This is a genomic window from Anaerococcus urinomassiliensis, assembly GCF_900128425.1.
GTDB classification, from domain to species: domain Bacteria; phylum Bacillota; class Clostridia; order Tissierellales; family Peptoniphilaceae; genus Anaerococcus; species Anaerococcus urinomassiliensis.
Genome location: NZ_LT635782.1, coordinates 1,642,014 through 1,655,965 on the forward strand (window position 1 = coordinate 1,642,014; position 13,952 = coordinate 1,655,965).

The 13,952-nt window shown below is 35.4% G+C and carries 9 protein-coding genes and 1 pseudogene; all 10 read right to left on the bottom strand.

The features are described from left to right. Positions 1-13 precede the first annotated feature (13 nt). Positions 14-1,348, bottom strand: a complete 1,335-nt coding sequence (locus BQ7474_RS08740; RefSeq protein ID WP_073998470.1) for an acetyl-CoA hydrolase/transferase family protein — start codon at positions 1,346-1,348, stop codon at positions 14-16. A gap of 18 nt (positions 1,349-1,366) precedes the next feature. Beyond that, complete coding sequence (locus BQ7474_RS08745; protein WP_073998471.1) at positions 1,367-2,560, bottom strand: MFS transporter; 1,194 nt, start codon at positions 2,558-2,560, stop codon at positions 1,367-1,369. Between the two features lie 192 nt (positions 2,561-2,752). Continuing rightward, the gene (locus BQ7474_RS08750) at positions 2,753-3,625 is read right to left on the bottom strand and encodes a LysR family transcriptional regulator (protein WP_073998472.1); all 873 of its coding nucleotides are present in this window, start codon (positions 3,623-3,625) and stop codon (positions 2,753-2,755) included. Beyond that, the gene (locus tag BQ7474_RS08755; protein WP_159429559.1) at positions 3,615-4,247 is read right to left on the bottom strand and encodes an alpha/beta fold hydrolase; all 633 of its coding nucleotides are present in this window, start codon (positions 4,245-4,247) and stop codon (positions 3,615-3,617) included. Before BQ7474_RS08755 ends, BQ7474_RS08750 begins: the two co-directional genes overlap by 11 nt. Next, positions 4,240-4,497 (bottom strand): alpha/beta fold hydrolase, encoded by a 258-nt coding sequence (locus BQ7474_RS08760; RefSeq protein ID WP_073998474.1) that lies wholly within the window; start codon positions 4,495-4,497, stop codon positions 4,240-4,242. Before BQ7474_RS08760 ends, BQ7474_RS08755 begins: the two co-directional genes overlap by 8 nt. Positions 4,498-4,638: 141 nt before the next feature. Beyond that, the gene (nagA, locus tag BQ7474_RS08765) at positions 4,639-5,811 is read right to left on the bottom strand and encodes an N-acetylglucosamine-6-phosphate deacetylase (RefSeq protein ID WP_073998475.1); all 1,173 of its coding nucleotides are present in this window, start codon (positions 5,809-5,811) and stop codon (positions 4,639-4,641) included. Further along, complete coding sequence (locus tag BQ7474_RS08770; protein ID WP_073998476.1) at positions 5,780-7,261, bottom strand: PTS transporter subunit EIIC; 1,482 nt, start codon at positions 7,259-7,261, stop codon at positions 5,780-5,782. The genes nagA and BQ7474_RS08770 overlap by 32 nt, the downstream gene beginning before the upstream one ends. A gap of 159 nt (positions 7,262-7,420) precedes the next feature. Next, a complete protein-coding gene (locus BQ7474_RS08775; RefSeq protein WP_073998477.1) occupies positions 7,421-10,918 on the bottom strand; it encodes a glycoside hydrolase family 2 TIM barrel-domain containing protein in 3,498 nt (1,165 codons plus the stop codon). 45 nt (positions 10,919-10,963) lie between these two features. Next, positions 10,964-13,084, bottom strand: coding sequence for a GH92 family glycosyl hydrolase (locus tag BQ7474_RS08780; protein ID WP_073998478.1), 2,121 nt, complete (start codon positions 13,082-13,084; stop codon positions 10,964-10,966). 251 nt (positions 13,085-13,335) lie between these two features. Then, positions 13,336-13,941, bottom strand: a pseudogene (locus BQ7474_RS08785) (ABC transporter ATP-binding protein); the annotation flags it as partial. Between the last annotated feature and the right edge of the window lie 11 nt (positions 13,942-13,952).

Sequence of the window (13,952 nt, forward strand, 5' to 3'; positions counted from 1 at the left end):
GTCTATTTATTTTTTACCAAATTTGTAGTTCTTCTGCCTTTTTAGTCAATTCTTCCCTAAAGTCTGGATGAGCTATGGCAATTAGAGCCTTTGCCCTTTCACCAATGGTTAACCCTGTCAAATCAGCCACTCCATATTCTGTTACTACATAGTTAGTGTCGTTTCTAGATGTTGTAACTGCTTGGTTGATTGCTAGATGTGGTACTATCTTTGAGTAAGTCTTTTCATTTCCATTTTCATCCCTTTTGGTATATGTTGAATGCATAGCCAAGAAGGACTTGCCACCCTTTGATCTTTGGGCTCCATTTACAGTCTCTGATTGACCACCTGTACCAGAAAATGGTAATCCGTTCACAGTCTCTGAGGCTGCTTGACCATATAGGTCTATTTCAAGAGCTGCGTTTATAGATACAAACTTGTTGTTTAGTCCAATAGTGTATGGGTCATTAGTAAATGTAGATGATTTAAATAAAACTGCTGGGTTGTTATCTATATAATCGTAGAGTCTTTGGCTACCTAATGTAAATGACGCTACAGAATATCCATTCAATAATCCCTTTTGTGAGTTGTCCACAGCCCCACATTCTATAAGGTCTATCATAGTTTCTGTAAACATCTCTGTGTGGATACCCAAATGTTTCTTGCTTTTAAGCTCGTGGGCTACTGCATTTGGTATATTGCCCACACCCAGTTGGATTGTTGATCCATCTTCTATATATTCTGCAATGTATTTACCAATTTTTGCATCTATTTCTCCATAAGGAGCTATTTTCGCAATTGGAATCGGATGATTTGCTTCAACTATAGCATCAACCCTAGAAACGTGAACATGATTATCTCCAAAGGTTCTTGGGAAATTTGGATTTACTTCAACAAGGGTCAATGCACCTTCGTTAATCAGATCCATCTCGTAGACATTTGAGACAGATGTTGAGAAATATCCGTGTTCATCCATTGGAGATACTGTTAGAATAACTACCGGTCTTCTGTTTTCTTTTTTGATCCTCTTTAGAGTTTTTCCAAGTATTGTAGTAGATCTTTGTGGAACGGGACTTACTAGTTTTTCTTGGTAAGATTTTCTAAGACCAGCTGACATAAACCAGGCGTGGTGGTCAAGGATACCCTTCATTTCTTGGTCATGAAAATAGTCATAATCTCTAAGGGGTAAGCAAGTTATCAAGACACAATCCTTAACTCCAGTCTCCTTTAAGTGTTGAAGATTGGACATAATTTCAATTGGTTCTGCTGTTGCCTGTGCTGAGAAAATATAGTCACCATCTTTGATTAAATCAAGAGCCTTAGCAGCTGTCTTTACCTTTTGATTATAATTTGTTTTATTATCTGTCATATCTATCTCCTTTAATAATTATTTATCTTTGCTTGTTTCTGGTAGTAAGAATCCACCTATTACAAAAGTTAGTGAAAGTATCACTGCTATATACACTGAAAGTTCATTGGAACCAGTTCTATCTTGAAGTATTCCAAAAATATAGAATACTATAGTTTCAATTATATATGACAACGCCCAAAAAATTCCCATAATGGTGGTAAGTCTTGCAGGTGTCATATTGGGTAGTTCTTGTGGAATCATCATAAGAGACGTCATTGGCAAGAACATAAAAACACCTACAAGAAGTGCAGCTATTATTGCAAGTGTTGGACTTGTAGTCTTTACCATAAAGAATGCACTTAAGGTCATTATAAGCCCACAAACAATGATAACTGGTTTTCTTTTTTTATAAACTTTAGATAGCCATATAGCTAGCAAAGTTCCTATAATGCCACCTATACCTGAAAGAGCACTAAGTTTTGCTGATGATATGGCCGCTGATTCAGTTTGTGGGAACAGTTGTAATAGTGACAAGTATAAAATTAACACACCAGAGTAAGAAAGTGGCAAGAGCAGAGTTATCTTATCTTTAAAAGCTTCAGAAAAAGAAACTTTTTTCTTTTCTCCCTTACTATTTTCATTAATATCAAAGTCATCTCCAAACACCAACCATAACACAAACAAAACTGCACTAATTGTTAGGAAAAATGTCATTGACCTTTGCCATGTACCAAACTTCTCAATTACTGGAGCAACTATCAGCAAAGCAAGAACTGCTCCAAAGTTATAAGCTACGCTATTTAAAGCATTGACAGTTGGTCTTTTTTCCGATGAAAAAAAATGGATAAATACTGGTGAAAAATATATTACAAATACTGCTCCACCAAATCCCATTATAAATCTACCAAGCAAAAACATTTGATAGTTCTTCGCCAATACTGCTAGTAGCGACCCTCCAAATATCAAGAAAGAGCCTAAAGCTATTGATTTTTTAGGATAAAGTTTGTTTAATATAGCTGCTGCTGAAAAGTTGCCTATGATTTTAGCGATTGTTACGGCATTAGAAACAAATGATGCACTAGCTCCACTATCGACACCAAAATAATTTGCTATATCAGGTGTCAAAGTAGATCCTGCTATCCAATTGACTGCAAAGAATGCATATGTAAAGAATAAAATAGTTTCAATTACATAAGATCTTTTAGAATCTTTAATAGAAACCTCACTCATATAATCCTCCATAGTTTTGATAACGTTTTTTCTAAATATAGTTAGCTAACTTCTATTTACCTATATTATAAGTAGAAAGCATAAAATATACAATATGCTAGCCATATCAATATTTCATAAGCTATGAATTATATTCATACATATGTTTTTTTCTATAGATATAACTTTGTATTAAACGTAGCGGAATCGTTTTTATGATGAGCATATACTTATGAATTTTTGCATTTCTTTAGTTAGAAAATCTTCTTTTAGATATATTAGTGTGAGTGCCCAAGGAAATATCGGATTTTTTAGTCTGATAAGTTTTACTCTTGAAGAAAAATATTTAGTTACTAGAGGCTTTGGCATGATGGTAACTCCTACGTTAGCAGCAACCATCTCCAAAATCATATCCCATTCGTAATTTTTGAATATAATATTAGGCTCAAAATTAGCTTTTTTACAATAATCTTCGAAAACCTGATAGTATTGATAGTCTTCTGATATCTGAAGAAATCTTTCATCTTTTAATAAGGAAAATTCAATCTCTTCCAAATGGCTAAATCGATGCCTTTGGCTGACTACAAGAACAGCCTCTGACTCATAGACTATATTTTTGACAAATCTATCATCATCAAAGGGTTCTATGACAACTCCCAAGTCCAGCTTATGATCTAGTAACATTTCTGGCAAATACTTAGAAGTTTCATTTTTAATCTCTAAATCTATATCTGAATATTTGTTCTTAAATATAGAAATCTTTTCAAAAAAATATATAGAACCAGCAGTAGGAGGAAGTCCAAGTGATAGCTTTCCTCCTAAATTTTGAACTTCTTGTAAAAATTCATATTCTTTTTTGTCATAATATTCTGTAACATCAAGGGCAAATTCATAAAGCAATTCCCCTTCTCTTGTAAGAATAAATTCTCCCTTGTCGATCCTTACAAGTTTTGCATCAAGCTCTTTTTCAAGACTTGACACAGCCTTGCTTACAGTTGATTGGCTTACAAATAAAGTCTCACTAGCTCTGGTATAGTTTTTTAGCTTTACCAGCTCGATAAAATATCTTAAGTGCTTATCTAACATTCTTATCTACAATCTTATCAATATGACCGTAAAAATCTTCTGGGCAGTCATTAAAGGCCATGTGGCCTGCTTCGTCTATGGCTATGAAGTCTAGGTCGTTTAGGAAATATATGGCAGAGTTTTGGCCTATCACAAATGGAACAACTTGGTCTTTTTTGCCGTGAATCCATGTTGTTGGACAGGTGATTTTTTCTATAGATCCATCTCCACCTTCATTTGTTATATTAAATTGGCAAAGAGCCACGCTTATGTCCGTAAAACATCTTTCTTTGAAAAATTCGTCCATGTATATTTCATACATATCTTTGCTCGGCGTTTTTATACTATATATGCTAGCATCCCACATTTGTTTAGTTGCAATCTTATCTTTGCTTTTGATGAGATTTTCTACAAAAATCATTGATGGATGACCTGTTACTTCTTCGTAAGTTCTGGCAAATTTTCCATCTATTGGGATAAAATTCTCATCTACCATTGGCAAATAGAATCCTTTAACACCAACAGAGGCTATGAGAACAAGTTCAGCTACTTTGTCTGGATAGTTGCTAGCAAGTTTTAGTCCAACCCCACCTCCTGCAGAGTGACCCACTATTATGGCATTTTCTAATTCTAATTCATCCATAAATTCTTTGACATCTTTGGCCCAATCTCCCATTTTTTTTGTGAGGATTATTGTATGTAGACTCTCCAAAACCAGCCAGATCTACTGCATAAAATTTGGCCTTATCCTCATATTTTTGCATGAATTCGTGGTAAATAGTAGATGAACATTGGTTGCCGTGGATTAGCAAGATTTTTTTATCCCCACTTCCACAATTCCTATAGGCTATTGTTTCACCTGATGCTATTGATACTTTTTTTAGCTCGTACAAAATTTCCTCCTATGTTTTACTGTATTATATTAATAAAATACTTAATCATCTTATTATCTTGATACCCTTATAAGAGACTAATTAATGATAATTTTTATAGAAAAAAGGGCCTGCCACAGATTTTGTGACAAACCCCATTTATTAAAACCTATATTTTTCGTAATCTTCTAAGTTGCTCTTACCAGCTATAATAGTATCTAATATATCAAAATCTTTGTTTATGATATTAAGATCTGCATCAAAGCCAACTTTAATCTTGCCTTTCTTGTGGTCAAGACCAAGTCTTTTAGCTGGATTTACAGCACTCATGGTCACTATATCTTCCATAGTCGCACCAGTAAATGCCATAATGTTTTTTATCGACCCTGGAAAAGTCATTGGTTTTCCAGGTAGTCTATTTTCCCCATGGTAGTTGGTATAGGCAAAACCATCTTCAAATCTAATCTTTTTGCCCATCCACTCGTACTCACCATTTGGCAAGCCTTTTAGAATCAATGCATCTGTAGCTATGACCATCTTTTCTGGACCCTTCATAGCAAAGGCTAGTTTCCGGGCTTTTGGATTGATTGATAAGCCATCGCATCCAACCATTTCTGCATATATATAATCATTTGTAAGAGCCTCTCCAACAATTCCTATATCCCTATGGTGAAAGCCTCTCATGGCATTGAATAGATGAGTTACTTGACGTAGGCCGTGATTATAAGCTTCTACCATATCTTCTTCCTTGGCGTCGGTATGACCAGCTGATGGAATGATATTTTTATCAAGCAAATATTCTATCAATTCCATGGACCCATCTAGCTCTGGGGCTAGGGTGACAATGGAAATATTATCTGCAGATTTTTCTATAAATTCTCCCATCAAATCAAGGTCAGGGTCTATGGCTAGACTCTCATCCATTGCCCCTCCCTTTTCCTTGCTAACAAAGGGACCTTCAAGGTGGATGCCAAGGATTTTGGCACCCTTATCGTTTTGATCTTCTATATATGCTTTAAGTTTTTCTATGGCAGCAAAGGTCTTTTCCTTGCTACTTAGGCCAAGGGTTGCCACCATTGATGTTATCCCTTCGCTGGCTTGTAATACTTGGAGTCTTTCGTATTTTTCTTTATCATCTTCAAGATAGTCAACTCCATAGCCACCGTGGTTATGGATATCTATAAAGCCAGGAATCATGATGTTTTCATTATCAACATCTTCTAAAGTTTTTATAGATTTAATTGTTCCATTTTCTACAGTTACTTCTTGATTCTCAAGGATTTCTTCGCCAGTATAAAGTTTCTTAACCTTGTAGGTCTGACATTTGGCTAGCATCTGTTGTTCCTTTCGGTACTATTTTTTCTTCCTTTAATAGTGGTGCAATTTCATTTGCCAATTGTTCAACTTCTAGGCCAACTACAAGGTGAACATTGTTATTTGACATCTTCATAACTTCGATTATGCCAATTTCTTTTAGTTTCTCTACATTTACCTTTGATGGATCTTTTAGTTTTAATCTAAGTCTTGTAATACAATTCTCAAATTCTACAATATTTTCTGCTCCACCTATATATTCTAGAACTAGCCTTGCTTTTTCTGATAGTTTTATTTCAGTATTCACATTTTGTATGGTCTTATCTTCCCTACCTGGTGTCTTTATATTTCTTTTTTCAATGACAAATTTAAATGTGAAATAGTAAAGTGCAAAGATAAGTAATCCAACTGGTATTACTAAAAGTGGCTTGGTTCCTTTGTTAAATTGCAAGATGTAGTCAATGATACCCGAGCCTCCAACACCTACCATTTTTGAACCAATGATATTCATAATAACTGTTCCAAGTCCAGTATAAAAAGCATGCATTACAAATAACAGTGGAGATACAAACATAAATGAGAACTCAACTGGTTCTGTAATACCTGTCAAAAATGCAGTAAATCCTGCTCCTAAAAGTAGGCCCTTAACCCTGTTCTTGTTTTCTGGATAAGAAGCCTTATACATAGCCAAAGCTGCCCCTGGAAGTCCAAACATCATCATTGGGAACATTCCACTTACGAAAGTACCTGCTGTAGGGTCACCTGCAAAAAATCTTGGGATTTCACCTGTTACACTTGCAAATTCTGCAAGACTTGATGGTAATTGCATTTGAATGTAGATATTTATGATGTGGTGTAGGCCAGTTGGTATCAAAAGTCTATTCAAAAATGCAAATAAGAATGGTCCTGCTTTCATATTGCCCATAGCTTGGCCAAGGGATAATATAGCCTTATCCAAAGCTGGGAATATGAATGAGAATATTAAAGCTGTTATGATTGCAAAAAACGAACTCATTATAATAACAAGCCTACGACCTGAGAAGAACTCTAGTCCCTTTGGCAAGGTCTTGTCCTTGTATTTCTCGTAGGAAATCCCTGCTATAAGTCCTGCCACTATACCTACAAAAATATTGCTTTCTATAGTAGGAATAGCCGCTCTACCAAAAGAGTTAAGGTCTGTATCCCCCACTGGTCTTAGTGTTCTAACCAAGATATTAAAAGCAATAACAGCACCTATACCACTTGCTATATGCTTATCTTTTGTAATTCCTCCTGCTACAGAAACTGCAAATATTAGAGGCAATATTGCAAATATTGTCCATGCCGCTTCTTTTAAAAATGGAATATTTAGCAAGTCTCCATCAGCTAGCCTATTAAGGATAGCCGCTGCTGGTAGGGCAGAAATACCCAGTAGCATTGATCTACCAAAAACCTGCAGCTTATCGCTAAATTTGTTCAATGATTTGTTCATAGCTCACTCCTTATATTTTATGTGCCTTGATTTTATGTGAAAGGCATCACTTTACCAAGGCTACACGTTAACAACTTTCGCAAAATTCCTTTATCTTTATTTATACCCTTTTTTGCATAATAATAATTTTAATATTTTCCTATACATCTTTACTGGAAATTATTCCTTGTCTATAGTTAGGGTTCTCATATTTTTATTATCTTCTGAAACAAGAATCAATTTCCCACTTTCCTTTATATAATTAAAGGAAATATTGTCCTTGGATACTACATCTATGGACTTTATTTGACCATCGAATTTTATATCGTCTGCATATAAAGAATCTTTGCCATTTATGATAATCTTCTCTATTTCTAAGGATGGACTAATTTCAGAGATGTATTTTAGGGATAAGATTTTTATTTGCTCATCTTTAAGATTTTCACCGACAATCTTGACATAGGTTGCCAGTAAATGTTCGAATTTGTAGACTAGCCAAGAATCTCTTTTTTCTATCCTATAATCCCTTACTTTTTCCCACTTATCTTCTGTACCATATTCTGACACATATATTTGATAGCAATCTTTGTTTCCACCTATGAATTCTATCTGACCTATAGTTTGTTGGTTGTCGTAGGCATAGTAGATAAAATCATCATTTATTTCCTTTTCCATGGTGAAATTTTCTATATAAGTATCTGGATAATAATCTTCTTTTCTTATCCTAATTTTGGACTTGCCTTGGTAGGTCTTATCTTTAAATTTCAAATAATAAGCCTTGGATAGGTAGCCTTCTTTCTCTATCTCATCTTCTCTTATATCATCCCAAGTAACTTCTAAGCCACTAGCGATAATCTTCCCATCTTTTCTAATTAATGGAACTTGCTTTGGCAACTTTGGTATTTCACTTGGGAGAATCGCTGTGTTTATATTTAATATATCAATTATATCGTCTATGAAATTTACATAAACTGTAATTATATCTTGATTTTCTAAGCTACCGTTTATGATTAATCCACCCTCACAGATAGATTTATCTTGCCAAGAAACTTTCAGGTCTTTTTTATCTTTATAGCTATAAATCTTATCAACTAAATTTAATTCGTCATTGGAACTGATATTATAGTATTTTTGATACTTATAAGTTTTACTTGTTGTAGTTTTTGGAATATCAATCTCTATCTCATCTCCAATAAGCCCATCTGCTGATACTTTTATGGATAGTTTATTTATATTATTTGATTTTGTTATGGCAAGAAGTTTACCTCCATAGGCTTTTTTCTTATTTGCCATAAAGCTTGTCATATCATAAGGACATCCATTATCGAGTCTAAGGCTAGTGTGGGCATCCGATAGTTCAACTTTGATTTCTTTATCTTTATTAGTGATTAGATTGTTATCCTTATCCAAGATAGAAATCATAAAGTAGTTTATAGCTTGCATGCCATTAGATTTATTATCCAATTCTACCTTTAATTTATAAGGTTTTTTGGTCGTAGATACGACAGATCTTCCTATGGTATCTTCTATAAGTTTGCCATTTTCATCGTAGGCTTTGGCAAATATTGTTCCATCTTCATAAGGAAGGTACCATGTCATATAAAGCGACTTATGTCCTCTTTCTCCAACTACAGTTTGGTAGGAGCGACCTGCCTTAGTAGTGTGCTTTTCAAAAGTCTTGCTACCCAGTGATTCTTCTTCTCCCTTTGTATTTTTGAAGAATAACTCAACACTTTTTGCATTGGAATAGATATCTACCCTGACTTTTCCATCCATTATTTTTACTTGATCTTTGTTCCAGGATGGAAGAATGTGAAGGACATCTTCCTTTGACCACTGGGACATGTAGAAATAATATCTGTCTTTTGGGATACCAGCTATATCTATAATGCCAAAATATGACGATTTAGGTGCAGGCCAGCCAAATATATCACCCCTTATCATTCCATTCCAAGGAGTTGGCTCGCCTAGGTAGTCAAAGCCTGTCCAAATGGCCTCTCCTATGACAAAGTCACGGCTGATAACCCTGTACCAGGCTTCACTTGACAAGGATCCCCAGCCTACCTTTGACTCATCATAAGATGTAAGCTCAAATCCCTTAGTTTCGTTATTTTCAGTTATATCATAGACTGATCTTGAATTGATGGCTGATGATGATTCAGATACCCACAAGCACCAATCCTTATGGTCCTCATGCATTTGATCAATCCTCTCATCTTCTCCATAATTGATGCCAACCAAGCCATTGTTGGCTGTGATATTATCTTCTATATCAACGAAAATAGGGTTATCCCAATCTCTTAGTACATTATCACCTATAGTTATTAATCTTTTTTGATCTATTTCCCTTAAGCTTTTGATTAGAAAGTCTCCTATACGAGGATAATCACTTGCTCCAATCCATGAGGTGCCACCCAAAATTTCATTTCCCAGCGAATACATAAATATAGATGGGTCATTGTAGTCTCTGTGTATAGTCATCTTTAGGTCGTACTCTGCCCATGTCATATTTTCATGGGACATATACAAAGCATCATCGGATATTTTCTTATCAAAGTATAGGGAATAATCATTGTAGTCGTTGTTCTTTGGCAATACCCAACCATCAAATATTTCCTCTATGACCAAAAATCCCATCTTATTGCACAAGTCAATTAAATTCCTAGAGCCAGGATTGTGGGTAATCCTTATAGCATTGGCGCCCATTTTCTTTAGAAGGCTTAGCTGCCTATATATAGATTCTTTGTAGTCACAAGCGCCCAATGCTCCCTGGTCGTGGTGCATACATACTGCCTTAAGCTTTGTCGCCTTGCCATTTAGGAAAAATCCTAGGTCCGGATTCTTGTCAAAGTATGAGAATCCATAGTCAATGGTTTTTTCGTATATGCACTTATTAGAAGAAGTAATTTCTAGCTCTATTTCATACAAGTTTGGCTTATCAACATCCCATAATTTGGGATATTCTATAGCTATGCTCTCGTTTATACAAAGACTTGCGTTTTTATTGATGGATATATTCCTTTCATCAAGGCCAATAATATCTTTGCTTACCTTATCCTTGACCCTAAGCATTGTCTTTATATTAATTTCTCTGTCTGTAGTGTTTCTTAGCTTGTAGCGATAAGTTAGATTAATATCATCTTTTCTTAAATCAGAGTAATCGACTTTAAAGCTAAATGGTTCTACAAAAACATTATCATAATTTAGTAGATACAAAGATCTATATATGCCAGATCCTGAGTACCAACGACTGCTTGGTATGTGACTCTCGACTCTAATTGCTAGCAAGTTTTCCCTATCTTCGTATAGGTAGGGGCTAATGTCAATTATAAATGGGGAATATCCGTAGTGATGTTCTCCTATAAATTTGCCATTTATATAAATATAGGCATCAGAATATATGCCATCGAAGTAAACGAAAGTATTTTTGATATCATCTATCCTAAAAAACTTCCTATACCAGCCTATGCCTCCAAGTTTGTAGGCTGACTGTGCTTCTCCTGCCTTGGAGTAGGGCTGATCAATAGAAAAATCATGGGGCAAGTCTATGTCTTGCCAATTTGAATGATCGAAGTTTGGTTTTTCCGCTCCAATTATTGGTCCAAAGGAAAACTTCCAATTATCATCAAATTTTATAAGTCCTTTATTATTAATATATTGTGTTGTTTCTATGTACATATTTGTATCCTATACAAATAAAATCTCGGAAAAACCGAGATTCTATTATTTTCCTATTATGTTTAGTCTATAAACAATTTCTTTGGCATTTATAAAGTCTTCGTGGGAAATTTTTCTCTCATCTATGACTTTGCCATCTATTTTTATAGTGTCTACAAACTTCTTATGATGGTAGTTCTCATCTACTAGTATCTTAAGTGTATTGCCATTAGCAAGCTTTATGCTGACCTTATCAAATAAGCCAATTCCTAGCATATATTCGCTTGTACCAGGACATACTGGATAGATACCTAGGGCGGAAAGAATGTACCAAGCACTCATAGAACCATTGTCCTCATCACCTGGATAGCCCTTAAAGTCGTATCTGAAATAGTTTAATAGGAGATTTTTCACCAGATATTTACTTAGATCAGGCCTATCTACAAAGTGGTAGAGGTATGGTAGGTGAAAACTAGGTTGGTTGGATATACCGACTTGACCAAAATGTGCTGTCTCAACTTCTAGCATCTCGTGAATAACACAATCGTAATGACCTATATTGAAGTTAGAATCAGCATTTACAAGCTCATCTAGCCTTTCTTTGAAAGCTTCTTTTGATCCAAAGAGTTCTACTAGTTTATCAAAATCGTGGTACATATTGTAAGAATTTTGATAAGCTCCACCCTCGGTGTAAGGTGATCCCCAATCGTATGGATCGAAGTTTTCTTTGAATTTGCCATTTTTATCTTTTTCTACTAAAAACTTAGTATCTGGATCAAAAAGATTGGTCCAATTGTGGGAATAATTTAGATACTTTTCTGCCAAATCATCATAGCCAAGCTTTTTAGCAGCTACTCCTATAGAAAAATCAGACAAGCAGTTGTCTAGGGTTTGGTTTACTGATTCGTGTTTGTCAGATGAAATATATCCATTTTCTCTAAATTCATAAGCACCATATCTGCCATAGTGAGGGTCGTCAGATTCTTTTTCTGAAGAATCTATCATAGCTTTTAGTAAGTCATCGGCCAAGTCACTTCCAATGTCCTTTGTTATAGCATCAGCTATCACACTATCAACAAGGGTTCCTGGCATTAGCCCTCTCTCATCTGGAGATAGCCACTTAGGAAGAAATCCTGTTTCCTTATAAGAGTTATATACTCCCTCCAATATATCTTCGTAGTCCTTTGTAGCAACAAGGCTTAAAAGTGGGAATAAGGTCTTTTGACCATCCCAAAAACCAATATTGGTGTATAGCTTCCCAGTTCTCACTTCTTTTGCTAGGGTGTTGTAGTGGACTTCATTGCCATCTCTGTCTATTTCATAGAATTTTGTTGGAAATAGGAAAGACCTATAGACACAATGATAGAACATTGATACTTGGTCTTTTCTATCATAGACCTCGTATTGGTCATATTGGCTAGGCTCTCTAGTAAGCTCTACATCAAATATACCAAGGTAGTCCTCCCACTTGCTAGCTGCAGATCCTATCATATCGTATATATCATCGCAAGCTTTCTCATAATTATAGGTCGCTTGGCCTTCTGATATAAAAGAGCTAGCAAGTTTTAAGTTGACTTCTCTTGCTTTTGTTTTTATATAAAAATACCCTTCAATATTTTCTAGTTCAAAGTCACAGTCTAGGCGAATTTCCACATACATGGTAAAATCTTCATCCTCACAACCAGAATAGTTGATGACTTCGCCAACAATCTTTCCATCTTTTTGACTAAAATCTATGCCAGGACCTGATATTTTGAAGGAAACTTCGCTATCTGCCTTAAAGTTTATAATAGCTGCTTCTTCATCCGCTGTTATTATAGCTTCTTCTCCTGACTCATAGATTATCTTATTAACTATTGGTCTAAAAGTAGATTTTTTAGTATCATAGTAAACCTTTTGATACTCAGTATCCAAGTCCTTTGAAAATGGCAAGATTGTCATATAAGAGAAATCTTCCATCCAAGGACTTGGTTGGTGAGTTAACCTGAATCCTTGGAATTCTCTCTCATTTGGATTGAAAAACCAAGAACTCCTACCATCTGTTTGGACTGCAAAATAGTTTAGGCCATGAGGGGTGCCTAACAATGGAAGAGTGTTACCGTTAGAAAATTCTCTAAGACTATCAGTTCCAATTCTAGTATCTGTAAATTTCTTATTTGCTAAAATTTCATTAATTATTGAATTCATTAGTTCCCCTATATATCACTATAAGTAACATTTGTCTTTTTTATCTCATATGGATCAAGACTTATCTCTATAAGACTTCCACCCTTTGGCAAGTCGCCATAAGTTTGGTAGCCGCTTGAGTTAGCATACGCAAGGTGGACACCATATTTTACTGCATCAAAGTTATTGTCATGGTCGTGGCCAACTACAATGCCCCATGTTTCACCATTTAAGACCATATTGGCAAAAAGGCCAGTATTTATAAACGGCGCTGCCATAGTCATAGCCTCTACTTGGTCGTGAGTTACATATATTGTAGTGTTGTCCAATTGCTTGGAAATATTTGATATCTCAGACCTTGTTTGAACCCTTAGCTTAGCATCAAGGTTACTTAATGGCTCGTCCATGAGAAAGACTTTTGGGTTTCTAGAAATTGCACGTCCTAGGGCTACCCTTTGCCTTTGTCCACCAGATAGTTCTTTTGGAAGTCTATCACGGTAATCTTCTAGGCCGATGACCTTGGAAGTTTTATCTACCCTTTCGTCAATTTCTTTTTGTGGGATTTTTTGCATTTTTAGACCAAAACCCATATTTTCGGCTACTGTCATCTGTGGATATAGGGCATAGTTTTGAAATACCATCGCTATATCCCTATCCTTAGGGTGGACATCATTCATAAGTTCGTCATCAAAATAAAGTTTGCCAGCTGTGATATCCTCAAGTCCTGCTATCATGCGAAGAAGAGTAGACTTTCCACAGCCTGATGGACCAACTAATACTATGAATTCACCCTCGTTTATAGTCAGGTTGAAGTCTTTAATAACATGGGTCCCTGGAATATAATCTTTGTAAATATGTTCTAATCGTATTTCTCTCATAGCATCCTTCC